This window comes from Pseudomonas sp. Pmew2 (assembly GCF_058129885.1).
The window spans coordinates 1167420-1190641 of record NZ_CM176702.1; the positions used below are offsets into that span (position 1 = coordinate 1167420).

A 23222-nucleotide genomic window follows, 5' to 3' on the forward strand; every position below is an offset into this window, starting at 1 on the left:
GACGTTGATATGAAAACCGTTCTGCAGCATGCCTTGCCTCATCGGCAGCAAGGTGCCGCCGCTATTGAGTTCGCTGCGGTGTTCGTTGTTTTCTTTGCCGTGTTCTATGGCGTGGTGAGTTATAGCCTGCCGTTGCTTATGATGCAGTCTTTCAATGCGGCGGCCAGTGAAGCCGTGCGCCGAAGTGTCGCCCTTAGCCCGACAGTGAGTGGCTATAACACTCTGTTGGTCAGCCAAGCGCAGAGTGTCGTCATGAATCAGCTGTCATGGATGCCGCCTGCGCTGGGTTTCAACGCCAGTTATACCAACGTGACCTACACCGCCGGTGTTCTGACGGTGACCATCCAGTACCCCAAGACCCGATTGACCCAGGTACTCCCTTTATTGACGATCCCTGGCATCGGCGAGGTTCCGCGCTTGCCGACCAACCTTACTGCACAAGCGAGTCTGCAACTTGCCCCTTGAAAAAAATCGTCTGAGCCGTTGGCTGGGCCGTGGTGAAGCGCCGCCGGTATCCCAGGCTGTGCCCGTGTCACGCGAGCCGGGCCCGGTCGGGGTCGACCTTTATGTGCTGCTCGATGACGAAGGACGGATACAGAGCATCAGCCCGCAGTTGCTTGCGCGGTTGGGCATTGCCGCTCCGCTGTCAGCTGCGCAGCGGTTGATGAATCTGTTGCTGCCAAACAGCGCGCTGGTCATTGAAGGCGTGCCGCATGACTGGCTGGGGCACATGCTGGACCTGGACTTCAAGAGTGCCGATGCGCATACCTTGCACGCCCGTGGCTGGGTGCAGGCGCATGGCAAGGGCTGGCTGTTGCAGCTGCTGGATATCAGCGACTTGATGGAGGAGGCCAGTGCCGCCCGCAGCCGCCAGCAATGCCTGCGCTTTGCCGGGCAAATGGCCGAACGTGTGCGCGTGTGCAACGTAGACCGGCTGACTGCCGTGGTGACCGAGCAACTCGAGGAACTGGCGCAGCTATGGCGCGTTCCCTGTCTGGCGCTGGTATTGCCGGAAGTCAGCGGCGCTGGCTGGCGTGTCTACTGCCAGTACAGCGCCCACACCGCACCGGAGTTATGGCAGGTTGGGCAGCGACTGGGCAATGCGCTGGATCGATTCGATGCCAATATCACCCATCAACTCAGGTTTGGCGGCGGCGTCGACCAAGGGCCGTTGCAGAGTGCCTTCGGCAACGCGGACGGTTTTCTGATCCCCCACAGCCGTGACAACGTTGCTAAAGCATGGCTGATGTTCGGTTTCTATAACCCGCAACAGCAGGCTCCGGATCTTGGTGAGCGCGAGTGGCTCAACCTGTGTTCGGCGCTGGCCGGGCCGGTGCTTTTTCGCTTGTCCGAGCAGCACAACCGTCACCATGTAGAGCGCCTGGCGGTGCTTCAGGATCTGCTGGGCACCGGTTGGTGGGAGCTGATGCCTGCTCGTGACGAAATCCTGCTGGCACCGCAACTGGCGCGCAGTCTGCGTCTGGGTGACCGGGTCGAAAGTCTGTCGCGTCAAGACTGGCTGGCGTTGATTCATCCGGCTGATCGACAAGAGCTTTCCAGTCGTCTGGCGCAGTTACGTGACAAAGGCACGCCGCTGCTGATTTGCGTGCGTCTGGCACAGAGCGATTCCGCCCAGGAAACCCTCTGGTACCGTATTCAGGGCCAGGCGCTGATCAGTGGTCAGGTTCAGCGAGTGTTGGGTTTCATGCTCGATGTCAGTGATATCAAGAATCAGGAAACCGAAGCAGCGGCCGCTCACGCCCGGCTGGATAACCTCATTGCCAGCTCGCCGGCCGTGATTTACGTGCAGCGCTACGATCACGGCAACCTTGAGCCAACCTTTTTCAGTGACAGTCTCACGCCCTTGCTGGGCTGGACGCTGGCTGACTGCGTAGATGGCCAGCTGGCGGAATACATTCACCCCGAAGACCGCGACATCTGGTTCGAGCGTAACCGGCAGCTGTTGCGCGGAGGCGTTGTCAGTCGGCGTTACAGGTTGCGCAACAAGAACGGCCACTACCATTGGTTGCTGGACGAAGCGCGATTGTTGCGTGACGACCTCGGCATGCCCGTGGAGGCGGTCGGCCTGTGGCTGGACGTGACCGAAGCCACTCTGGCGGCCGAGCACGTGCGCCAGAGCGAAGAGCGATACCGCATTCTGGTCGAAGACTCACCGGCCATGATCTGCCGCTATTCTCCGGATCTGGTACTGAGTTTCGGCAACCGTCCACTGGCCAATTACATGGAATGCACGCCGGAACAACTGACCGGGATCAATCTGGGGGACTGGCTTTCGGACGAGCAGCGCGAGGCGTTCATTCGGCGCATTGGTCAGCTCACCCCGCAAGCGCCGGTGAGCACCGAAGAAATCTGTATCGAGCTGCCCGGCCGTGAGTATGCCTGGTGGGTCTGGGCCGACCGGGGAATATTCGACGAGCACGGCACGCTGGTCGAGGTTCAGGCCGTCGGCCGTGATAACACGGATGTGCGCCGCTCCAGGATGCAATTGAACCAGAGCGCGAAAATGGCCACGCTTGGCGAAATGTCCACAGGCCTCGCCCATGAGATAAATCAGCCCCTCAATGTCATGCGCATGGCGGTGGTCAACGTCCTCAAGCGTCTTGGGCGCGGGGACGTGGACATCGAATACCTCACCGAAAAGCTCAACCGTATCGACGCGCAGGTACAGCGTGCTGCCCGCGTGGTGGACCATATGAGGGTATTCGGTCGGCGCTCTGAAGTGGAGGAGCAGCTGTTCGATCCGGCGCAGGCGGTGGAAGGCACCCTCTCGATGCTGGCCGAAGGCATGAAAGGCAAGGGTGTGCAGTTGCGGGTCGGCACCATGATCGAAGACGTGCAGGTTCGCGGGCATGTCGATCAGCTTGAGCAGGTGCTGATCAACCTGATGGTCAACGCCCGTGATGCGTTGTTGTCACGTCGGGAAAAAGACCGGGATTTCGAACCGTGGATCAGCGTCGAGGCCGAGCGGGACGAAAATATCATCCGGCTGGCGGTTCAGGACAACGGCGGGGGGATTGATCCGCGTTTGCTGGAGCGCATTTTCGAGCCGTTCTTCACCACCAAGCCTGTCGGTGTCGGCACCGGACTGGGCTTGTCTGTCAGCTACGGCATCGTCGACCAGATGGGCGGCCAGCTCAGCGTCGGCAACGTCGGGGAGGGCGCTCGTTTCCAGATCGAGCTGCCGATATTCAACGCCGGTTAGATAATCAGTGTCGCCTGACCGATGTTGCAGCTTAAATTGGCACCCACATCGGTGGCACCCAGATTCAGGCCAAGTGACTCGAACAGCGGGTCGACGACTGATGTCAGCAAGCCGGTCAGCGTGTTCTCCACAATAGCGTCCAGCGCAACGGTCAGGCTGTTCAGCGTTGCAGCTGCTCCAGTAATGACGTTGCCTAGCACATTGCTGGTCGCAGGTTTATAGACATTCACCTTTACGCTGGAAACCGTGCCGTTCAGCAACGTACTGGGTTTGGTGTGCGCAACGCTTGTCAGGAAATAGGGCGCGCTGTTGATTTCCGGCAGATTGGGCGAGCTGAAGGTTGTACTGACGACCGTTGAGCTGCCCAGCGGCGACTGGCTTACCGTGTCGAACGTGAGACCTATGCCGCCACCGCCGAAGGGGGTGCGGGCGGTGCAGTTGCCCAACAGTCCCGCTATCTTCTGGCAGGTCTTGGTGCCTATATCCAGCACCGGTAGAGGCAGTACGGTGATTGCCGAGGGGTCAGTGCTGGCAGGAAACGCTGCCGTGCTGTCAATCCAGCCAACCTTGGCGCTGAGCAATCCTGCATCTGTTTTGACACTCAAGGTTTTGCTGGTGTTGCTGGTACAGGTGTAGCCGGTGACATAGGTGTCGGCGCTGGCCAGCGACAGGCTCAGATCTATCCTGGGGCCGGCGCTGGCAGAAGAGTCCGAGGTCAGAAACTTGAAATCGGTGACCATACAACTGTTTAGCCCTGCGGCGCAGGTGGCTGATGTCACCAGGCCCGCGATGTTCAGGCTCAACGCGCTATTGAGGATCGGTGTCAGGCTGCCGACCACAGAGCCCGCAGTGTTGGCCAATGACGTGATGGTGCCCAGCACCGGCAGATTGATCGACACCAGCGCGCGCATCTGCGCGGTGCGCACGTAGATCCGGTTGGCACCGATTTTGGGATTGAGCGGGTCGATCTTGCTCGGGTCGCCGATGGCCGATAACTGAGGCGGCTCAACGACCTGAAATCGTGTGGTGACCTGTGCCAGGGTGCCTACATTTATCTGCGCAGCTGTCGATATGCCGGTCTTGTCGTTGGCCAGTTGCGCAAGGCCTTGAACCAGGTCCAGAAGGCGCAGGTTGGTATTCAATGCAGCGAGGTCCGAACTGCCCTGTATCGACAGCACGTCGCCGAGCAACACAGTGGTTGCGCCAGCCGCCAGTTTCAAGGCCTGCAGGCCCGCAATGGTGGCCGTACCGTTCAAGGTCGCGCCGGGGTCGAGCACATGGATAGCACTCTGGATCAACTGGCTGACAGAAACCGATGTGTTGAGCACCTCGCTGTAACCGACCGCAGTCAGGTTAAGGTCGGTCTTGAGTCGGTTCAGATAGCTCAACAGGCTGAGGTCGGTGCTGGCGAGGCCCTGCCAGTTCGCTACGCTCAGGTTGAGTGTGCCACCGAGCAGGCTGCCGATGAGTGGGTTCAGAATGGCCGCCCGAGTGCTGTCCATTGTTACGGCCGCACTGCGAATGGTGAGTGCCGCCAGTGGCGCGGCACTGGCAGCCACGGCTGTGGCGCTGATCGTGATGTTCGCAGGGGAGGGAGTTTTTTCGAACAGGGCAACAATACCGGCAGCAATACTTCGTGGCACCGGATGCGCCGCGACCACTTGAATGGCCAGTGCCTGGGTGGAGTCCGCGACAAATACGCGCTGGCTCTGCAGGCCCACTGTAAGGGTGCCGCAGAGGATGGTTAGCGTTCGACCTCCGGTATTCGGGGTAAAGCCGTTACGCGTGGCACTTTGTGTGGCGAAACCGGGGGCGGTGGCCGCCCCGCTGCACGTTCCCCTGCGCCCCGCAGCTTCCAGGGCGGCGATGTCCGCAACCCGCTGCAACGAGCGTTTCTCCAGATACAGCCTGCCGCTGTCGACCACTATCAGTGTGCACAGCAGCGCCAATCCCAATGTGAGCGCGGCCATCATGCCTATGGCGCCGCGTTGCCGGGCGGGCATTGCCGTATAACCATCCAGTGGGGACATCAGCACTCCTTCGGCCACGCCGTTGCTCACTCACCTGCTTCAGGGGAGTGTAGTCAACGCCTCGAAAGAGCACTGGCAAGGTGCCAGATTTGAGAAGTGTCGCACCCGATTTGTACGGGCGCGATCAGGTATGCCGATCAGTACTGGTAACGCAGTACTGCGTGCGAGAGGGCGCGCACCGCAAAAATGCCGAGCAGCGCGGTCATTGCCGGGACGATGAGCCACCATACCCGGACCGACATGGCGGGCAAGGGGGCGTTGCGCTGAATGAACGCCAGGCTGGCGGCGCAGACACAGAACGCCAGGAGCATTCCAGCGAGGATGTCGGTTGGCCAGTGAACGCCGAGGTAAACCCTGGAAAGCGCGATGGCCAGTGCCGGAATGCCACCGACCAGCATCCAGCTCAGGAGCAGGCGCACGGGCTGGCCGCGTCCGGCCAGCACCGCCAGCGTCATGAACAGCGCAAAGGCCGCAGAACTATGGCCACTGGGCATGCTGTAAGTGGTCAGCGGCTCTACCAGAACGTCCGGGCGAGCGCGGGCGAAGAACGTTTTCAGGGTGCCATTGGCAATCGCGGTACCCAGTGTTGCGGTCAGGGCAAAAGCTGCGTGACGCCATTGTCTGGCAACGGCCAGCACGATGATCAGCAGGGAGGCCGCCAGCAACTGGGCCTTGAAGTCGCCGATGCTGGTGACGAAGATCACGATGTTCTGTGCGGCCTCGCTGCGATGCTCCTGAATGAGCGTCATCAGGCCGTTGTCGAAGTCCGCCAGATAGGGCCAGCCGATGAACAGCGCCGCGACCAGCGTCAGGCTGAGCACGGAAATAAGTTTGGTTGCATAGCGCTTCTGGCGAATGCTGCTCTGAATACTCAGCCCGAACAGAATCGCCAGACCGGCACCGACCACTGCCGCCTCAGGCCAGAAGCCTTCCGGCAGCGGCAGGCGAATGGCCGCGCCCGCCGCCCAGCCCGGCATCAGGTAGGCAATCGACCAGCCTGCCGCGGCCAGTACACTGACGGCCGCAAAGCGCGGGAGCGGCATGTCGCACATGCCGGCAATCATTGGCAGCATCGGGCGTAGCGGTCCGATGAAGCGCCCGACCAGCAAACTGGCGATGCCGTAACGGTGGAAGTATTTTTCCGCACCTTCCATCCACTCCGGGTGCGTGCGCAAGCCGGGCAACTGACGGATATTCTGATGAAAGCGTCGGCCTATGAAGTACGACACTGCGTCCCCCAACAGCCCGCCGAGAAAACCCAGTAACAGCACTTCGCTCAACGGCAGTATGCCGCTGCCCGCCAAGGCGGCGATGGCAAACATGATGACCGTGCCCGGCACGACGATCCCGACGATCGCGACGCATTCAGTGAAGGCCACCAAAAAAATCGCGACAGCCACCCAGGAAGGATTCGCTGTCAGCCAGCCGGTCATGCCATTGAGCAGATCGCCCATCGGTCAGTTTCCTTGATCGAGAAATAAGTAGTCGCGGCCTTCGACCTGACCGCGTCTGAGAGGGTTCCGTGTGCAGAAACGGGCGTAACCGGCATCCACGAAGCGATACATCAAGTGCTCATCGCGCCCGGCAGGAATGCCCAGACGGGTGGTCTGGATAATGCGCTCGGGTGCCTGGCCGATGTCTTCGACCAGCAACCTCTGTGGGTCGAAGCGTCTGGCGTCCCACTCCGGTACTTTCAGGCCAAGTGCCTTGCACAGTAGCGTCTGGCCAGCGCAGAGCCGTTGCGGCGGGCGGATTGCCCCGCTGGCGTCGGGGTTGTTCAACTGCATCTGCGCCAGGGCGTTTTCGTCGCTGGTTGCGTCGGTCCAGGGAAATGCCGATTTGATCAGCACTGCATTGCCCGGCCCCTCGGCGCTGAAATTCAGCGAGTCACCGCCGCGCGCGTAGTACATATAGATGTGCCCGCCGTCGAGGAACAGCGCTTTGCGCTTTTCGGTATAGCCCAGCGAAGCATGGCTGCCTTTTTCAGCGCAGTAGTACGCTTCTGTTTCGATGATGCGGGCGGCCAGCCACAGCTCGCCCACTTTATGCCGAATGATCTTGCCCAGCAGATCGCGGGCCAGCAACTGGGCATCGCGATGGAAGAAATGATCCGGAAGAGCAGCAGGCATAGTCAGGCAGGTACGTTGAGAAGGTGCCCGATAATAACAAGCGCAACTTTAATTGCAGCTGAATGTGTCTGGATTAGCGGCTTTGTTGTTTCTGAAAGTGACTGAGGCATGACAAACCGGTTAACCCATAAGAGCGTTTTGTGCGTGCGTCTCATTGCGACGCTGGTCGAGAGGGCGCGCAGGCTGAGCGCTCATCGTTATGCACGAGTCCTGACGAGCCCGGAAAATGGGGGTGTTCAGGCTTCTGCCCACAGGGCGTGGGAGCGAACTTGTTCGCGAAAGCTTTATTTCGGGCGATACATCTCTTGCGGATGTCACGGCCCTTTCGCGGACAAGTCCGCTCCTACGGCTTTCGGCCAGAATCAAAAGCGGACTTTGTATGTAACGATGAGGGCTGAGGGGGATAGGCATCGGTCTGCGCAATAAATCTGCGCACTGATATCGACCATCCGCCTGTCTGCGCTGTCGTTCGTGCGGCACGACAGCTATAATCAGCCGCTTTCCTCTTTGCCAAGACCTCTGAGACCATGACTGAGTCCGTTCTTGACTACATGACCCGCCTGGGTCGCGCCGCCCGCGAAGCCTCGCGAGTGATCGGTCGTGCCAGCACTGCGCAGAAGAACCGCGCCCTGCAAGCCACTGCCGCTGCTCTGGATGAAGCGCGCGCCGAGCTGTCTGCCGCCAATGCGCTGGACCTGGCCAATGGTCAGGCCAATGGCCTTGAGCCGGCAATGCTGGAACGACTGGCCCTGACCCCCGCGCGTATCGACAGCATGATCGTCGGGTTGCGTCAGGTAGCAGGTCTGGCAGACCCGGTCGGTGCGATCCGCGACATGAGCTATCGGCCTTCGGGTATTCAGGTCGGCAAGATGCGTGTGCCGCTGGGTGTTGTGGGAATCATCTACGAGTCGCGTCCGAATGTGACCATCGATGCGGCCAGTCTGTGCCTGAAGTCCGGTAACGCGACTATCCTGCGCGGCGGTTCCGAAGCCATTCATTCCAATCGTGCCATTGCCGCCTGCATCGAGCGTGGTCTGGCCGAGGCCGGGCTGCCTGCTGCTGTGGTGCAGGTGGTTGAAACCACCGACCGTGCAGCGGTTGGCGCATTGATCACCATGCCCGAGTACGTTGACGTCATCGTTCCGCGTGGCGGCAAGGGCCTGATCGAGCGGGTCAGCCGCGATGCGCGCGTGCCGGTCATCAAGCATCTGGACGGCATCTGCCATGTGTATGTCAGTGCCCACGCCGATCTGGCCAAGGCGCAGAAGATTGCCTTCAATGCCAAGACGTACCGCTACGGTATCTGCGGCGCGATGGAAACCCTGCTGGTCGATCAAACCATCGCCGCCGATTTCCTGCCTGCCATGGCCGCGCAGTTTCGCGAGAAGGGCGTCGAGTTGCGCGGTTGCGAGCGCACCCGTGACCTGATCGACGTAATTCCGGCCACCGAAGACGACTGGCACACCGAATACCTGGCTGCAATCCTGTCGATTCGCGTCGTTTCAGGGCTGGACGAAGCCATCGAGCACATCAACCATTATGGTTCGCATCACAGCGATGCCATCGTTTCCGACCATCAAAGTCAGATTCGCCGGTTCATGGCCGAGGTCGATTCCAGTTCGGTCATGGTCAATGCACCGACCAGCTTTGCGGACGGGTTCGAATACGGATTGGGTGCCGAGATCGGCATTTCTACTGATAAGCTGCACGCCCGCGGTCCAGTCGGGCTTGAAGGGTTGACCTGCGAGAAGTACATCGTGATCGGTGATGGTCAATTGCGCGGACAAGCCTGACTTGAACAACCCCACGACAGCGCTGCCCAGACGTATCGGTATGCTTGGGGGTACGTTTGACCCGGTTCATATCGGTCACTTGCGCGGTGCGCTCGAAGTGGCCGAACTGCTGGAACTCGATGAGTTGCGCCTGACGCCCAGCGCCAGGCCTCCGCATCGTGACATGCCGAGTGTCACCGCCGAGGACCGTCTGGCGATGGTTCAGAGCGCGGTTGCGGGTGTGTCGCCCTTGACGGTGGATGACCGTGAACTGAAGCGGGACAAACCGTCGTATACCCTCGACACACTGGAATCGATGCGCGCCGAACTGGCGCCTCAGGACCAGCTGTTCCTGTTGCTGGGTTGGGATGCCTTTTGTGGGCTGCCGACCTGGCACAGGTGGGAAGAACTGCTGGAGCACTGCCATATCGTGGTGCTGCAACGCCCGGACGCGGACAGCGAGTCGCCGGATGCCATGCGCAATCTGCTGGCGGCACGCGCGGTCAGCGACCCCAAGGCCCTGAAAGGGCCGGGTGGACACATTACATTCGTCTGGCAGACGCCTTTATCGGTGTCTGCCACCCAGATCCGTCAACTGCTGGCCAGCGGTAAGTCGGTACGTTTTCTGGTGCCAGACGCGGTACTGGCCTATATCGACGCACGCGGACTTTACCGCGCGCCGAACACTGATGGGTCGTCCTGAAACTGCTTTGATCGATAAGCGTTTGAACGGTCCCACACATACGAGCTGAATGAGTTTTATATGACAAAGCAAAAAATGAGCAGTGAAGAAGTCATCAATGTTGCGATTGCAGCCCTTGAAGAAGTCAAGGGTGCAGACATCCTGACCATCGATGTGCGTGACAAGACCAGCATCGCTGACTACATGCTGATCTGCACCGGTACGTCCAACCGTCAGTTGAATGCACTGGTCGATAACGTCCGTGACAAGGTCAAGGCAGCCGGCCTGAAGTCCCTGAGCGAAGAAGGCAAGGGCGACAGCGACTGGGTTCTGTTGGACCTGGGCGATGTGATCGTTCACGTAATGACCGCTGCGGCACGCCAGTTCTACGACCTGGAACGCTTGTGGCAGGGCGCTGAACAAAGCCGTGCCGCCAGCGCTGCGCACCACACTCCAGGCAACGAATAAGGCCTTGATGTGCGTTTGCGTCTGATTGCTGTGGGGTCGCGCATGCCCAAGTGGGTGGAAGAAGGTTGGCACGAGTACGCCAAGCGGATGCCCTCCGAGCTTGCGCTTGAACTGGTGGAAATCCCGCTCAATACCCGGGGCAAGAACGCTGATGTTGCGCGCTTTATCCGTCAGGAAGGCGAGGCGATGCTGGCGAAAGTGCAGCCGGGCGAGCGGATTGTCACGCTTGAAGTGCATGGCAAACCGTGGAGCACCGAACAGCTGGCGGTCGAACTCGATCGCTGGCGTCTCGATGCACGCACGGTCAACCTGATGGTCGGCGGCCCCGAGGGGCTGGCACCTGAAGTCTGTGCCCGCAGTGAACAACGCTGGTCCCTGTCGCCGCTGACCCTGCCGCATCCACTGGTGCGCATTCTGATCGGCGAACAGATGTATCGCGCCTGGACAGTCCTGTCCGGGCACCCTTATCACAAGTAGCATCGTCTTTACTGTGAATACGGCCTAAATGTCTCAACCGATCCGCCTCAAAGACCACGAAAAGGACGCACGCCTGGTGCGCGGCAGGGTCGTGTTCGGTGCCGTGGCGGTGGTGTTGCTGGTGTGCGTGCTGATTGCCCGGTTGTATTACCTGCAGGTCATCCAGTACGAGTATCACTCCACACTTTCCGAAAACAACCGCGTTCACGTTCAGCCGATTCCGCCCAGCCGTGGGCTGATATACGACCGTAATGGCGTGGTGGTTGCGGACAACCGGCCCAGTTTCAGTCTCAGCATGACCCGTGAGCGTGCCGGCGAGTGGTCCAGTGTGCTCGACACCATTGTCGAGATCCTCCAGCTCACCCCGGATGATCGCATCATCTTCGAAAAGCGTATGAAGCAGGGGCGTCGGCCGTTCGAGCCGGTGCCTATCCTGTTCGAGCTGAGCGAAGAGCAGATCGCCCTGATTGCGGTCAACCAGTTCCGCCTGCCGGGTGTCGAAGTGGTTGCGCAACTGGTCAGGCACTACCCGCAAGGGCCGCATTTTGCTCACTCGGTCGGTTACATGGGGCGGATCAACGAAAAAGAGCTCAAGAGCCTCGATCCGATCAATTACAGCGGCACGCACCATATCGGCAAGACCGGTATCGAGCGATTTTACGAACCCGATCTGCATGGTCAGGTCGGCTACGAAGAGGTCGAGACCAACGCCCGTGGCCGCGTGCTGCGCGTGCTCAAACGCACCGACCCGATCCCTGGAAAGGACATCGTTCTTAGTCTGGACATCAACCTTCAGGAAGCTGCCGAGGCCGCACTGGGTGGGCGTCGTGGCGCGGTAGTCGCGCTGGACCCGGCCACCGGAGAAGTGCTGGCGATGGTCAGCGCGCCGAGTTTCGATCCGAACCTGTTTGTCACCGGTATCAGCTTCAAGGCCTACGCCGAGCTGCGCGATTCCATCGACCGGCCGCTGTTCAACCGCATTCTGCGCGGCCTTTACCCGCCCGGTTCGACCATCAAGCCTGCCGTGGCGATTGCCGGGCTGGACGCCGGTGCGGTAACGCCCGGCTCAAGAGTGTTCGACCCAGGGTATTACCAGCTGCCCAATTACGATCACAAGTACCGTAACTGGAACCGCACCGGCGATGGCTGGGTGGATCTGGACACCGCGATCATGCGTTCCAATGACACGTACTTCTACGATCTGGCGCACAAATTGGGCATTGATCGGCTTTCCACCTACATGAACAAGTTCGGCATCGGGCAGAAAGTGTCGCTGGATATGTTCGAGGAATCCCCCGGTCTGATGCCGTCCCGTGAATGGAAGCGTGCGACCCGTCGCCAGGCCTGGTTCCCTGGCGAAACCCTGATTCTCGGCATTGGGCAGGGCTACATGCAGGCAACGCCGTTGCAACTGGCCCAGGCGACCGCACTGGTGGCCAACAAAGGTGTGTGGAACCGTCCGCATCTGGCAAGAACCATCGAAGGCAAGGCACCTGTGGATGAAAACCCGATGCCGAACATCGTACTGCGTGATCCGGCCAACTGGGGGCGAGTCAACCACGGTATGCAGGAAGTGATGCATGGCGCGCGTGGTACGGCGCGCAAGGCTGCCATCGGTGCGCAATACCGGATCGCGGGCAAGAGCGGTACGGCTCAGGTTGTCGCCATCAAGCAGGGCGAGAAATACGACCGCACCAAGGTTCAGGAGCGTCACCGTGACCACGCTCTGTTTGTCGGCTTTGCACCGGCCGACAATCCAAAAATCGTTGTTGCAGTGATGGTCGAGAACGGCGAGTCCGGTTCCGGCGTTGCTGCACCCGTTGTGCGTCAGGTGATGGACGCCTGGCTGCTCGACGAAAACGGCCATCTCAAGCCTGAGTATGCCGGTTCCCTGAATCTGGAGGCTGCGGCCCGTGAAGAGTAATTTCGACCGCATCCTGTCCAGCGAAGACGTGATGCGCCGCCGTGCCACGTTTCTGCAGCGCATTCATATCGATGGCCCGTTGTTGATCCTGTTGCTGACCCTGGCGGCTGGCAGCCTGTTTGTCCTGTACTCGGCCAGCGGCAAGAACTGGGACCTGCTCATCAAGCAGGCCAGCTCGTTTGGTATCGGTCTGGTGGCGATGGTGGTGATCGCCCAGTTGGAGCCGCGCTTCATGGCGCGCTGGGTGCCGGTACTGTATGTCATCGGCGTCCTGCTGCTGGTAGTGGTGGATGTCATGGGTCACAACGCCATGGGGGCGACGCGCTGGATTAACATTCCCGGGGTGATCCGCTTCCAGCCTTCGGAGTTTCTCAAGATCATCATGCCGGCGACCATCGCCTGGTATCTGTCCAAGCGCACGCTGCCCCCGCATTTGAAGCATGTAGCGGTCAGTCTCGCCCTGGTCGGTGTGCCGTTCATTCTGATCGTTCGCCAGCCTGACCTGGGGACGTCACTGCTGATTCTGGCCTCAGGTGCCTTTGTGCTGTTCATGGCCGGCCTGCGCTGGCGCTGGATTATCAGTGTGCTGGCGGCCGCTGTGCCTGCGGCGGTGGCCATGTGGTTCTTCTTTATGCACGACTACCAGAAACAGCGCGTGCTGACCTTCCTTGACCCGGAAAGCGATCCGCTGGGCACCGGCTGGAACATCATTCAGTCAAAGGCAGCCATCGGTTCGGGCGGCGTTTTCGGCAAAGGCTGGCTGCTGGGCACTCAGTCTCACCTGGACTTTCTGCCGGAAAGCCACACCGACTTCATCATCGCGGTGCTGGGTGAAGAGTTCGGTCTGGTAGGCATCTGCGCGCTGCTGATCATCTATATGCTGCTGATCGGCCGCGGGCTTGTGATCACTGCACAGGCGCAGACATTATTCGGCAAACTGCTGGCCGGAGCGTTGACCATGACGTTTTTTGTTTACGTTTTCGTCAACATCGGTATGGTCAGTGGCCTGCTGCCAGTGGTGGGGGTGCCATTGCCCTTCATTAGCTACGGCGGAACTTCGCTGGTGACCCTACTGTCAGCGTTTGGGGTTTTGATGTCGATCCATACACACCGTAAATGGATTGCTCAAGTTTGATTAAGGTGAACTATTCAATGCAAGCAATGCGTAACTGGGCTCGATATGCTCCGGTGGTCGGTCTGGTAGGCATCCTTGGATCGGTGCAAGAGGCGCTGGCCGGCGACTATGAGGGTTCGCCCCAGGTAGCGGAATTCGTCGGTGAGCTGACCCGCGATCACGGTTTTGCCGGTGAGCAGTTGATGAGCCTGTTTCGTGAGGTGGAGCGCAAGCAGGCCATTCTCGATGCCATTTCCCGCCCGGCCGAACGGGTCAAGCAGTGGAAAGAGTATCGGCCGATGTTCATCACCGATACGCGCATCGCCCGCGGTGTCGATTTCTGGCGTCAGCACGAGGCCGCATTGGCCCGCGCCGAGCAGGAATATGGTGTACCGGCGCAGATCATCGTTTCGATCATTGGCGTGGAAACCTTTTTCGGCCGCAACACCGGCAATTACCGGGTGATCGATGCATTGTCGACGCTCGGTTTCGATTACCCGCCACGCGCACAGTTCTTCCGCAAGGAATTGCGTGAGTTTCTGCTGCTGGCTCGCGAACAACAGGTTGACCCCTTGACTCTCAAAGGCTCGTACGCCGGAGCAATGGGCCTGCCGCAGTTCATGCCGAGCAGTTTCCGCGCATATGCAGTGGATTTCGACGGCGACGGCCATATCAACATCTGGACCGACCCGGACGATGCCATCGGCAGCGTTGCCAGTTATTTCAAGCGTCATGGCTGGGTAGCCGGTCAGCCGGTAGTCAGCCGCGCGACCGCACGTGGCGACCGGGTTGACGAAGGGTTGAGCCCTGCGCTTGATCCGGTAATGTCGGTCGGGGAGTTGCGACAGCTGGGCTGGGCGAGTCATGATGCGCTGCGCGACGATATGCCGGTAACGGCGTTCCGTCTTGAAGGCGACAATGGTCCTGAATACTGGCTGGGTTTGAACAATTTTTATGCTATCACCCGTTATAACCGCAGTGTGATGTACGCCATGGCCGTGTATCAGCTGTCTGAATCGTTGGTTCAAGCTCGAGGCGTCAAGTAATGCGGGCATTGCCGATTCTGCAAACATTCAAGCTTCTGGCGCTGACCGGCCTGGCAGTGCTGGTTGCCAGTTGCTCGTCGCCGTCACGCACAACCTCGTCGCAGTCGCCAAAAGGCGGTGCCGCTGTGCGCTCGATGCCGGGGCTGGACATTAACCGTGCCCACAAGGACGGCGCGCCGTGGTGGGACGTGGATGTCTCGCGCATCCCCGATGCAACGCCGACCCTGCATACCGGTGCCTACAAGGCGAACCCGTATACGGTGCTGGGCAAGACCTATTTCCCGATGAGCGATTCAAAGCGTTACGTCGCTTCGGGCACCGCTTCCTGGTATGGCACCAAGTTTCATGGCCAGAACACCGCCAACGGCGAGGTGTATGACCTGTATGGCATGAGCGCCGCGCACAAGACCCTGCCGCTGCCCAGCTATGTCAAAGTGACCAACCTGGACAACAACCGCACGGTGATTCTGCGCGTCAACGACCGCGGGCCGTTCTATTCGGACCGCATTATCGACTTGTCCTACGCCGCCGCCAAAAAGCTGGGCTATGCCGAAACCGGCACCGCCCGGGTGAAGGTCGAAGGTATCGACCCGCAGGAATGGTGGGCGCAACGTGGCCGTCCGGCACCGCTGATGCTCAATCAGCCGCAAGTGATGGCTCAGGCCACGCCGCCCGCGCTGTCGACATCGACCGGAACCGTCGAGCAATACACGCCGCCACCGCAGCAACATGCCGCACCTGTCGTGCCGTTGCAGGTTGACGCAAAAAAAAACGCTTCAGGACAAGCCGCTGGGCTGTTTCTCCAGGTGGGAGCCTTCGCCAACCCGGACGCTGCGGAGCTCCTGAGGTCGAAACTGAGCGGGATGGTTCGAGCGCCGGTGTTCGTCAGCTCGATAGCTCGCAATCAGCAAACGCTCTATCGGGTCCGGATGGGACCGATCGACACGCCGGGTGAAGCCCAGCAACTGCAAAACAGCGTCAGGTCGGCCAATCTGGGTCAGCCAAGCGTAGTGACATCGGATCAATAAGTTTTTCGACAATCGTTTTCCAGCAACAACGGAGGACGATATGCAGTCGCAGGCAGCGCAGCTTTGCCATCAGGGCCAGCGTTGCAGGTAACTGCCCACAAGGTCGTGTGTCGAACAGGCGACTTTGTCAGCCAGGGTTACAGCCTGGCGCCACGAGCCGTACCGAGGCGTTTTCGCCTCGCCGGTCTGTTCAGTTTTGCCCGCAAGGGCATGTTTGCCCATTAGGATTCTCGAGAGACGGATGAACATCACCACCTTTGCAAAACGTTTGTGCCTGCTTGTTCCACTGATTATCACCCCGACCGTCTGGGCGGCAGAGCAGATGACGCCTGCTGCGCCGCAACTGGCAGCCAAGTCCTACGTACTGATGGATGCCACCAGCGGCAACGTTCTGGTCGAGAACAACGGTGACCAGCGTCTGGCACCTGCCAGTCTGACCAAGCTGATGACTGCCTACATCGCGACCCTGGAAATTCGTCGCGGCCAGATCGGCGAGAACGATCCGGTGACCATCAGTGAAAATGCCTGGCGCACAGGCGGTTCGCGGATGTTCATCAAGGTGGGCAGCCAGGTGACGGTCAGCGACCTGCTGCACGGCATCATTATTCAATCGGGTAACGACGCCAGCGTCGCGATCTCCGAGCACATTGCCGGCAGCGAAGATGCATTTGCCGACATGATGAACAAGACCGCCGGCGATCTGGGCATGACCAACAGCCACTTCATGAACCCGACCGGTCTGCCGAACCCCGAGCACTACTCGTCGGCTCACGACATGGCGATCCTGGCGCGTGCAATCATTCACGAAGACCCGGCTCACTATGCGATCTACTCGCAGAAAGAGTTCTTCTGGAACGGCATCAAGCAGCCTAACCGCAACCTGCTGCTGTGGCGCGACAAGACCGTTGACGGTCTGAAGACCGGCCACACCGACGAGGCCGGCTACTGCATGGTGTCTTCGGCTGTACGTGACGGCATGCGTCTGATCGCAGTAGTGTTCGGCACCAACAGCGAGCAGGCCCGTGCGGCTGAAACCCAGAAGCTGCTGACCTATGGCTTCCGTTTCTTCGAAACCCAGAACTTCTATCAGAAGGGCACCGAGCTGGCTCAGGCAACCGTCTGGAAAGGCACTGAGCGTCAGGTCAAGGCCGGTCTGGCTGAAGATCTGAGCATGACCATGCCAAAAGGCGACATGAAGAAGCTGTCCGCCAGCATGACCATGAACCCGCAACTGGTTGCGCCAATCGCCAAGGGCGACGTGATCGGTAAGGTCGAGGTCAAGAAAGACGATCAGGTGGTTCATACCGCTAACCTGATTGCGCTTGATGCAGTTGAGGAAGGTGGCATTTTCCGCCGCGTGTGGGATAGCATCCGCCTGTTCTTCTACGGCTTGTTCAACTGACCCTCCAGTAACTACTGCCGACCTTCTCGCGGCCTGCTCATGATCTGAGCGGGCCGCGTGTCCGTCGTCACGGCTTGTGAGACCTTTACTGCCATGACTGATACCGACATCAAGTCGCACAAAATCGAATTCCCCTGCGATGACTATCCGATCAAGGTGATCGGTGACACCAGCGTGGGCTTTACTGCTGCTGTTATGGAAGTCCTGCACAAGTACGCTCAGGTCGACCTCAAGACACTCGCCGAGCGTCAGAGCAGCAACGGCAAATACACCACCGTCCAGTTGCACATCGTCGCTACAGGCGAAGATCAATTGCGCGATATCAATAGTGCCCTTCGCGCTACGGGTTTCGTGCACATGGTGCTCTGATGACGGTTGTGCTGGGTTTTCGTGATCTGGGCCTGATCGATTACGAAACCGCCTGGCACGCCATGCAGCGCTTTACCGATGGGCGTGGCCGCGAGGCTGCCGATGAGGTCTGGCTGGTCCAGCACCCCCCGGTTTTCACCCAGGGACAGTCCGGCAAGGCCGAACATTTGCTGCTGCCGGGCAATATTCCTGTCGTACAGGTCGATCGTGGCGGCCAAGTGACTTATCATGGCCCGGGCCAACTGGTGGCTTACCTGATGCTGGACGTCAGGCGCCTTGGTTTCGGTGTTCGCGATCTGGTAACACGGATCGAGAATACCCTTATCGCCTTGCTCGCCGACTACGGCGTCAAGGCAGCCGCCAAGGCCGATGCACCGGGTGTATACGTCGACGGCGCGAAAATCGCGTCGCTCGGTCTGCGCATTCGCAACGGCTGCTCGTTTCATGGTCTGGCGTTGAACGTCGACATGGACCTGGAGCCGTTCCGCCGCATCAACCCTTGCGGATACGCCGGGTTGGCCATGACCCAACTGAGCGATCAGGCAGGGCAGATAGAATTTTCCGAGGTAAGTGCCCGACTGCGTGCGCAGCTCGTCAAACACCTCGACTACGCTGAGCAGGCGACCCTTACGGGCGGAATAAACCATTATGACTGACACCGTGCAAACCCTGATCCCGACGCTGGATGTTTCCGAGCGAGTGGCCCGTCCGAAAGTCGAAGCGGGCGTTAAGCTTCGCGGAGCGGAAAAGGTTGCGCGCATCCCGGTCAAGATCATTCCAACGGTAGATCTGCCGAAGAAACCCGACTGGATTCGTGTGCGCATCCCGGTTTCTCCGGAAGTCGACCGTATCAAGCAATTGCTGCGCAAGCACAAGCTGCACAGTGTCTGTGAAGAGGCGTCCTGCCCGAACCTGGGCGAATGCTTCTCCGGTGGCACCGCAACGTTCATGATCATGGGCGACATCTGCACCCGTCGCTGCCCATTCTGCGACGTGGGCCATGGTCGTCCGAAGCCGCTCGACGTCAACGAACCGAAGAGCCTCGCCATCGCAATTGCCGACCTGCGTCTGAAGTACGTAGTGATCACCTCGGTGGACCGTGACGACTTGCGTGACGGCGGTGCTCAGCACTTTGCCGACTGCATCCGCGAAATCCGCCTGCTGTCGCCGGGCGTACAGCTTGAAACACTGGTGCCCGACTACCGTGGCCGCATGGACGTAGCGCTGGAAATCACCGCTGCCGAGCCACCGGATGTGTTCAACCACAATCTGGAAACCGTTCCGCGTCTGTACAAGGCTGCGCGTCCGGGTTCGGACTACCAGTGGTCGTTGACCCTGCTGCAGCGCTTCAAACAGATGGTCCCGCATGTACCGACCAAATCAGGGCTGATGCTGGGCCTGGGCGAGACCGACGAAGAGGTTATCGAAGTCATGCAGCGCATGCGCGAGCACGACATCGACATGCTGACGCTGGGTCAGTACCTGCAGCCATCGCGCAACCACCTTCCGGTGCAGCGCTTTGTCCACCCTGACACCTTTGCCTGGTTTGCCGAGGAAGGTTACAAGATGGGCTTCAAGAACGTCGCATCCGGGCCGCTGGTACGCTCTTCGTATCATGCCGACGAGCAAGCCAAGATCGCCAAGGCAATGCTCTGACAGCACGCCGCAAAAACAAGAAGGGCCAGGTAGCGATACCTGGCCCTTTTTGTTTGCGGTTGATTATCGTGCCAACGCTCCGCGTGGGCATGCTGTTCTGGACGCTCTGCGTCCTCCCGATTATTGCCCTACAGGCTTGCGCAGGGCCTCCAGCAATTCATGCGTCGGGTAACCATCTGCCGGCCAGCCGAATGACTGCTGCGCGCTACGAATGGCCTTGCGCGTATTTGCACCGATAATGCCGTCTGGTGCGCCTGCGTCATATTGACGTGCCGAGAGCAGGGTTTGCAGTTCAATGCGTTCAGAGCGGCTCAGCGGAGTGTCCCCGCGTGGCCATGCACCTACTACGTACCCGGCCCCTTTGAACCGGTCAGAAAGCAGGCTGATCGCCAGTGCGTACGAGGTGGAGTTGTTGTACTTGAGAATGGCTCGGAAGTTATCCAGCACCAGAAAGGCTGGCCCGCGATAACCGGCTGGCAACAACAAGGCGGCTTGCTGCTGGCTGGCTGCGACTGGAATCGCCGAGCCGTCCGGCTGTTTCAGGCCCAGTTGTTGCCATTCAGCGAGGCTCTTGCGAGTGGTCGAATCTGCCAGCGAGTAATCAAACCCGGAGCCGAGTACCACTTCAAAGCCCCAGGGCTGACCGCGTTGCCAGCCAGAGCTTTGCAGGTAATGCGCAGTGGAGGCCAGGGCATCGGCGGGAGTGTTCCAGATGTCACGGCGGCCATCGCCGTCAAAGTCGACGGCATGAGTGTTATAGGTGGTCGGAATGAACTGGGTCTGGCCCATCGCACCGGCCCACGAACCCAGCATCTTGTCCGGTGTGATGTCGCCATGCTGGATGATTTCCAGCGCGGCCAGCAACTGGCTCTGTGCAAAACCGGGACGGCGACCTTCATAGGCCAGCGTAGCCAGCGAGCGAATGACGGATTGCGTGCCCTGGAACGACCCGAAATTACTTTCCATGCCCCATACCGCGACCAGCGCCTGACGATCCACACCATACTGCTGCTCGATCTTCTGCAGGTCGTCAGCGTACTGCGAAAGCAGCGCCTGCCCCTTGCGCACGCGTGCGGCGGAGATGGCACCGTCCAGATATTCCCAGATCGGACGGGTGAACTCAGGCTGGCTGCGGTCGGCCTTGACCACGCTCATGTCGGGAGTGACACCGGCGAATGCCTGATCGAATACATCCGCCCGGATACCTGCCTTTAACGCCTGAACACGAAAACCGGCCTGCCATTCGCTGAAGCTGACGGCGGGTTGAATCGTGAGGCTGTCATCAACGACCAGCGCAGGCGTAGGGGCTACGGCAGGAGCGTTTGTCTGTGCTTTGCTGGATTGAAGAGGCGTGGCATCGGCTGCAGTGGGTTTTTCTGCGCAGGCTACCAAGGCAACAAGGCTGGAGGCAGCGATGAGTTGGCGCAGCTGCGGGCGATGGGTAAAACGAGAAGGCATGCTTGAGTCCAAGGGTATTACCGTTAGGTGCAGACCATAACACGGCTAAGCGGTTGAAAGCGCCCCGGAGATGTTGCTCGATATCATGCCGCCATAAAGCAGGAAGCCTCCCAGCTTTTAGACTGGAAGGCTTCGCGGCGGTAGCTGCCTTTGCCCTTGGCGGGTTGTTCCTGACGACTGCGGAACAATGGCTGGGCGATGATGGATTTGGCCTTGTTCGGCCGCTTTGGCTTGCTCATGGCGGGGTGCTCCTGATGGGTGTTGTAAAGCGATGCAAATAATCGGGCAGAACGGCGCTTGTGTCTAATAGTCGTGTGCTATGACGCGGGAGGCGGACTTGAATGCAATACCTGTGGGAGCGAGCTTGCTCACGAAGGCAATCGTCCGAACGCTCGAGTTTCAGGGGCTGCACTGACCTCTTCGCGAGCAAGCTCGCTCCCACGAGATATGTGTATGGTGCTGAAAAGCGCGCTTGGCCGCTGTGTAATAACGAGGGTGTGAAATGCAGGCCGATCAGGGCATATCGAATTGATGAAGCAACGCCATCATGGTGATCACCAGAATTGCGAGCCCTGTTGCTACCGTCCAGTTTGCTTCTGCGGTGTTTGAAAACCACGACCCTCTGGATGGATATCTACCGCGTGACAACAGTCGCACGATGGGCCAGCCAACGGGATAGCAGATCGCACGAAGGATTACTTCGAGTAACTCTTGAACAAGCTCGGACATGACAGCTCACTCCGCAGGCAGTGCCAGCCGTTGACCTGCCATCAATAGCGCCAGTCGGCTGAGGCTGCTCCACGGCGAGCCTGGCGCCTGCCCCTTGATCTGTGCGTCGATGCGCTGTGCGTCCATCAGCAACTGGCTCCAGCGTTTTGCCGAATGGCGTTGCAGGGCTTTGCTCATCAGTGGCTTGCGCTTGTCCCAGATCGGCGGGCGGGCCGAGCTGAACACTTTGTCGAGTGGCACGCCCTGACTGAACTGCTGGGACATGTTGGCCAGTGCACGCAGTTCGCGAGTCAGCGCCCAAAGGATCACTGGGGTTTCGACCCCTTCGCCGCGCAGGCCTTCCAGCATGCGCAACGCATGGGCTGCTTCGCCGTTGAGCACTGCATCGGTCAGACCGAATACATCGAAGCGTGCACTGTCGGCCACGGCCGCCTGTACTGTCTCGACGGTGATCTGGCCTTCTTCGGCCATCAACTTGAGCTTTTCGATTTCCTGCGCGGCTGCCAGCAGGTTGCCTTCGACCCGGGCAGCGATCAATTCGACAGCGTCCTGGGTCGCAGCAAGCCCTGCCTGAGAGAGGCGCTGGCGAATCCATTGCGGCAGTTGGCCAATGTCTACCGGCCAGATCTGCACGAACTGGGTTTGCGCACCCTCGACCAGTGCCTTACCCCATTTGGTTTTCTGCGCACTGCCATCGAGCTTGGGCAGGCTGATCAGTAGCAGGGTGTCTTCGGCCGGCCTTGCGCAGTATTCCATGAGCGCCGCAGCGCCTTTGTCACCGGGTTTGCCGGAGGGCAAACGCAGTTCCAGAAGACGGCGCTCGGCGAACAGTGACATGCTGGCGCCGGCCTGAAGCAACGTACCCCAGTCGAAACTGGCGTCAGCGCTGAATACCTGCCGCTCATCGAAGCCTTGCTGGCGCGCAGCGGCGCGCACGGCGTCAGCAGCTTCCTGGCAGAGCAGCGGGTCATCACCGCTGATCACGTAGACAGGCGCAAGAGCACCTTGCAGGTGTTTACCCAGTTGGGCGGGGGCGAGTTTCATGAGTCAGAGCATGTCGGGGCCAGATGACTGGCCCCGGACACTTACCTGGCCGGTACTTCGACGGGCGACTGCTGAGGCGTCTCGTCACGGATCCGCTGAGCGGCTTCCTGTGCGTCGGCTTCAGCCTTGGCAACTGCGTCAGCCTTGGCCTGCAGCTGTTCCAGGCGTGCCGGCGTCATCTGCTGCAAGCGCGCCATCAATTTCTGGATCAGGTCGTTGCGCATTTCCTGACGAACCTGGGCGGCTTCCTGATCGGAACCGGTCAGATTGTTGCCATCGTGAACGTAGGAGCGGTCCGTGCTGACCTTGTCGCCGAGCAGGAAGCGATCTCTGTCGCCATGCACTTCATAGGTCAGGGTGGTGGTCAGCTGGTATTCAGCCGAGCGGCCCGAGCCCGAGTAGCTGACGGTGCGCTGGGTTTCGGCTTCGTTGGTCAGCATGAGCTTGTAAGGCGCGCCGGTGTAGACCTTTACGCCGGAACTGGTCAGCAGGCGAGTAAGTTGAGTCACGGTTTCGCCATAGGCGTTACGCGCGCTGACATCCAGCTCCTTGATCGCCAGCTCGGTGGTGCCGGTGCCACGCAGCTGGAAGCCACAGGCACTCAACAGAACAGCCAGGCCCATCACCAGCAAATTGCGTTTGATCATCTTGATGCTCCCCTTGAATCCGTT

Annotated in this window: 23 protein-coding genes; 14 read left to right on the top strand and 9 right to left on the bottom strand. The window is 59.9% G+C overall.

The annotated features are described in order from the left end of the window. The first annotated feature begins 9 nt into the window (after nucleotides 1-9). Entirely contained in the window at nucleotides 10-465 is a 456-nt protein-coding gene (locus AC4ANK_RS05365) for a TadE/TadG family type IV pilus assembly protein (protein WP_002555344.1), read from the top strand. Beyond that, nucleotides 455-3223 carry a PAS domain-containing sensor histidine kinase gene (locus tag AC4ANK_RS05370; RefSeq protein ID WP_002555343.1) on the top strand — a complete coding sequence of 923 codons (2769 nt, stop codon included), beginning with the start codon at nucleotides 455-457 and terminating at the stop codon, nucleotides 3221-3223. The genes AC4ANK_RS05365 and AC4ANK_RS05370 overlap by 11 nt, the downstream gene beginning before the upstream one ends. Here the strand turns inward: AC4ANK_RS05370 and AC4ANK_RS05375 are convergent. The 3 genes from AC4ANK_RS05375 to AC4ANK_RS05385 form a co-directional block, all read right to left on the bottom strand. Continuing rightward, complete coding sequence (locus tag AC4ANK_RS05375; RefSeq protein ID WP_002555342.1) at nucleotides 3220-5253, bottom strand: pilus assembly protein TadG-related protein; 2034 nt, start codon at nucleotides 5251-5253, stop codon at nucleotides 3220-3222. The two genes, AC4ANK_RS05370 and AC4ANK_RS05375, sit on opposite strands and share 4 nt — an antisense overlap. A 137-nt stretch (nucleotides 5254-5390) precedes the next feature. Beyond that, entirely contained in the window at nucleotides 5391-6707 is a 1317-nt protein-coding gene (locus AC4ANK_RS05380) for a bifunctional DedA family/phosphatase PAP2 family protein (RefSeq protein WP_002555341.1), read from the bottom strand. A 3-nt stretch (nucleotides 6708-6710) separates the two neighbouring features. After that, nucleotides 6711-7382 (bottom strand): DNA-3-methyladenine glycosylase, encoded by a 672-nt coding sequence (locus AC4ANK_RS05385; protein WP_002555340.1) that lies wholly within the window; start codon nucleotides 7380-7382, stop codon nucleotides 6711-6713. Between the two features lie 527 nt (nucleotides 7383-7909). Here AC4ANK_RS05385 and AC4ANK_RS05390 point away from each other — a divergent pair. From AC4ANK_RS05390 to AC4ANK_RS05425, 8 genes are read left to right on the top strand one after another with little or no spacing between them, the layout of a single operon-like run. Continuing rightward, nucleotides 7910-9175 (top strand): glutamate-5-semialdehyde dehydrogenase, encoded by a 1266-nt coding sequence (locus AC4ANK_RS05390; protein ID WP_002555339.1) that lies wholly within the window; start codon nucleotides 7910-7912, stop codon nucleotides 9173-9175. Between the two features lie 22 nt (nucleotides 9176-9197). Continuing rightward, entirely contained in the window at nucleotides 9198-9857 is a 660-nt protein-coding gene (gene nadD, locus AC4ANK_RS05395; RefSeq protein ID WP_161794688.1) for a nicotinate-nucleotide adenylyltransferase, read from the top strand. Between the two features lie 60 nt (nucleotides 9858-9917). Beyond that, nucleotides 9918-10304 carry a ribosome silencing factor gene (rsfS, locus tag AC4ANK_RS05400; protein ID WP_002555337.1) on the top strand — a complete coding sequence of 129 codons (387 nt, stop codon included), beginning with the start codon at nucleotides 9918-9920 and terminating at the stop codon, nucleotides 10302-10304. Nucleotides 10305-10313: 9 nt separating this feature from the next. Next, a complete protein-coding gene (rlmH, locus tag AC4ANK_RS05405) occupies nucleotides 10314-10781 on the top strand; it encodes a 23S rRNA (pseudouridine(1915)-N(3))-methyltransferase RlmH (protein WP_002555336.1) in 468 nt (155 codons plus the stop codon). Between the two features lie 28 nt (nucleotides 10782-10809). After that, entirely contained in the window at nucleotides 10810-12705 is a 1896-nt protein-coding gene (mrdA, locus tag AC4ANK_RS05410) for a penicillin-binding protein 2 (protein WP_005745383.1), read from the top strand. 31 nt (nucleotides 12706-12736) lie between these two features. Further along, nucleotides 12737-13840: a rod shape-determining protein RodA gene (gene rodA / locus AC4ANK_RS05415; protein WP_003368803.1), complete on the top strand. Its 1104-nt coding sequence runs from the start codon at nucleotides 12737-12739 to the stop codon at nucleotides 13838-13840. Between the two features lie 17 nt (nucleotides 13841-13857). After that, nucleotides 13858-14865, top strand: coding sequence for a lytic murein transglycosylase B (mltB, locus tag AC4ANK_RS05420; RefSeq protein ID WP_002555333.1), 1008 nt, complete (start codon nucleotides 13858-13860; stop codon nucleotides 14863-14865). Beyond that, nucleotides 14865-15893: a septal ring lytic transglycosylase RlpA family protein gene (locus AC4ANK_RS05425; RefSeq protein ID WP_002555332.1), complete on the top strand. Its 1029-nt coding sequence runs from the start codon at nucleotides 14865-14867 to the stop codon at nucleotides 15891-15893. Before mltB ends, AC4ANK_RS05425 begins: the two co-directional genes overlap by 1 nt. Nucleotides 15894-15962: 69 nt before the next feature. Here AC4ANK_RS05425 and AC4ANK_RS05430 read toward each other — a convergent pair whose 3' ends face one another. Continuing rightward, on the bottom strand, nucleotides 15963-16115 hold the full coding sequence (locus tag AC4ANK_RS05430; RefSeq protein ID WP_004655649.1) for a hypothetical protein: 153 nt from the start codon (nucleotides 16113-16115) through the stop codon (nucleotides 15963-15965). 19 nt (nucleotides 16116-16134) lie between these two features. Between AC4ANK_RS05430 and AC4ANK_RS05435 the strand changes: the two genes are divergently transcribed. From AC4ANK_RS05435 to lipA, 4 genes are all read left to right on the top strand, one after another. Further along, complete coding sequence (locus tag AC4ANK_RS05435) at nucleotides 16135-17295, top strand: D-alanyl-D-alanine carboxypeptidase family protein (RefSeq protein ID WP_002555330.1); 1161 nt, start codon at nucleotides 16135-16137, stop codon at nucleotides 17293-17295. A 93-nt stretch (nucleotides 17296-17388) separates the two neighbouring features. Beyond that, on the top strand, nucleotides 17389-17664 hold the full coding sequence (locus tag AC4ANK_RS05440) for a DUF493 domain-containing protein (protein WP_002555329.1): 276 nt from the start codon (nucleotides 17389-17391) through the stop codon (nucleotides 17662-17664). Beyond that, complete coding sequence (lipB, locus tag AC4ANK_RS05445) at nucleotides 17664-18320, top strand: lipoyl(octanoyl) transferase LipB (RefSeq protein ID WP_460383455.1); 657 nt, start codon at nucleotides 17664-17666, stop codon at nucleotides 18318-18320. The genes AC4ANK_RS05440 and lipB overlap by 1 nt, the downstream gene beginning before the upstream one ends. Then, entirely contained in the window at nucleotides 18313-19320 is a 1008-nt protein-coding gene (gene lipA / locus AC4ANK_RS05450; protein WP_002555327.1) for a lipoyl synthase, read from the top strand. The genes lipB and lipA overlap by 8 nt, the downstream gene beginning before the upstream one ends. Nucleotides 19321-19440: 120 nt before the next feature. On the opposite strand, the gene AC4ANK_RS05455 is transcribed toward lipA, so the two are convergent. The 5 genes from AC4ANK_RS05455 to AC4ANK_RS05475 form a co-directional block, all read right to left on the bottom strand. Beyond that, nucleotides 19441-20778 (bottom strand): lytic murein transglycosylase, encoded by a 1338-nt coding sequence (locus tag AC4ANK_RS05455; RefSeq protein WP_002555326.1) that lies wholly within the window; start codon nucleotides 20776-20778, stop codon nucleotides 19441-19443. An 83-nt stretch (nucleotides 20779-20861) separates the two neighbouring features. After that, nucleotides 20862-21017, bottom strand: a complete 156-nt coding sequence (gene arfA / locus AC4ANK_RS05460) for an alternative ribosome rescue factor ArfA (protein ID WP_002555325.1) — start codon at nucleotides 21015-21017, stop codon at nucleotides 20862-20864. A gap of 274 nt (nucleotides 21018-21291) precedes the next feature. Next, nucleotides 21292-21507 (bottom strand): hypothetical protein, encoded by a 216-nt coding sequence (locus tag AC4ANK_RS05465; protein ID WP_080718857.1) that lies wholly within the window; start codon nucleotides 21505-21507, stop codon nucleotides 21292-21294. A 6-nt stretch (nucleotides 21508-21513) separates the two neighbouring features. Then, nucleotides 21514-22551, bottom strand: coding sequence for a DNA polymerase III subunit delta (gene holA / locus AC4ANK_RS05470; protein WP_002555324.1), 1038 nt, complete (start codon nucleotides 22549-22551; stop codon nucleotides 21514-21516). 41 nt (nucleotides 22552-22592) lie between these two features. Then, nucleotides 22593-23198, bottom strand: coding sequence for an LPS-assembly lipoprotein LptE (locus AC4ANK_RS05475; RefSeq protein ID WP_002555323.1), 606 nt, complete (start codon nucleotides 23196-23198; stop codon nucleotides 22593-22595). Nucleotides 23199-23222 lie beyond the last annotated feature (24 nt).

What these genes read in the sequence shown, in the direction of transcription:
- AC4ANK_RS05385 (WP_002555340.1), bottom strand. Translation starts at nt 7,382, where the DNA reads ATGCCTGCTGCTCTTCCGGATCATTTCTTCCATCGCGATGCCCAGTTG.
- AC4ANK_RS05435 (WP_002555330.1), top strand. Translation starts at nt 16,135, where the DNA reads ATGAACATCACCACCTTTGCAAAACGTTTGTGCCTGCTTGTTCCACTG.
- AC4ANK_RS05365 (WP_002555344.1), top strand. Translation starts at nt 10, where the DNA reads ATGAAAACCGTTCTGCAGCATGCCTTGCCTCATCGGCAGCAAGGTGCC.
- lipA (WP_002555327.1), top strand. Translation starts at nt 18,313, where the DNA reads ATGACTGACACCGTGCAAACCCTGATCCCGACGCTGGATGTTTCCGAG.
- AC4ANK_RS05475 (WP_002555323.1), bottom strand. Translation starts at nt 23,198, where the DNA reads ATGATCAAACGCAATTTGCTGGTGATGGGCCTGGCTGTTCTGTTGAGT.
- arfA (WP_002555325.1), bottom strand. Translation starts at nt 21,017, where the DNA reads ATGAGCAAGCCAAAGCGGCCGAACAAGGCCAAATCCATCATCGCCCAG.
- AC4ANK_RS05440 (WP_002555329.1), top strand. Translation starts at nt 17,389, where the DNA reads ATGACTGATACCGACATCAAGTCGCACAAAATCGAATTCCCCTGCGAT.
- AC4ANK_RS05375 (WP_002555342.1), bottom strand. Translation starts at nt 5,253, where the DNA reads ATGTCCCCACTGGATGGTTATACGGCAATGCCCGCCCGGCAACGCGGC.
- AC4ANK_RS05455 (WP_002555326.1), bottom strand. Translation starts at nt 20,778, where the DNA reads ATGCCTTCTCGTTTTACCCATCGCCCGCAGCTGCGCCAACTCATCGCT.
- mrdA (WP_005745383.1), top strand. Translation starts at nt 10,810, where the DNA reads ATGTCTCAACCGATCCGCCTCAAAGACCACGAAAAGGACGCACGCCTG.
- AC4ANK_RS05465 (WP_080718857.1), bottom strand. Translation starts at nt 21,507, where the DNA reads ATGTCCGAGCTTGTTCAAGAGTTACTCGAAGTAATCCTTCGTGCGATC.
- AC4ANK_RS05390 (WP_002555339.1), top strand. Translation starts at nt 7,910, where the DNA reads ATGACTGAGTCCGTTCTTGACTACATGACCCGCCTGGGTCGCGCCGCC.
- mltB (WP_002555333.1), top strand. Translation starts at nt 13,858, where the DNA reads ATGCAAGCAATGCGTAACTGGGCTCGATATGCTCCGGTGGTCGGTCTG.
- AC4ANK_RS05380 (WP_002555341.1), bottom strand. Translation starts at nt 6,707, where the DNA reads ATGGGCGATCTGCTCAATGGCATGACCGGCTGGCTGACAGCGAATCCT.
- lipB (WP_460383455.1), top strand. Translation starts at nt 17,664, where the DNA reads ATGACGGTTGTGCTGGGTTTTCGTGATCTGGGCCTGATCGATTACGAA.
- AC4ANK_RS05430 (WP_004655649.1), bottom strand. Translation starts at nt 16,115, where the DNA reads ATGGGCAAACATGCCCTTGCGGGCAAAACTGAACAGACCGGCGAGGCG.
- AC4ANK_RS05425 (WP_002555332.1), top strand. Translation starts at nt 14,865, where the DNA reads ATGCGGGCATTGCCGATTCTGCAAACATTCAAGCTTCTGGCGCTGACC.
- holA (WP_002555324.1), bottom strand. Translation starts at nt 22,551, where the DNA reads ATGAAACTCGCCCCCGCCCAACTGGGTAAACACCTGCAAGGTGCTCTT.
- rsfS (WP_002555337.1), top strand. Translation starts at nt 9,918, where the DNA reads ATGACAAAGCAAAAAATGAGCAGTGAAGAAGTCATCAATGTTGCGATT.
- rodA (WP_003368803.1), top strand. Translation starts at nt 12,737, where the DNA reads ATGCGCCGCCGTGCCACGTTTCTGCAGCGCATTCATATCGATGGCCCG.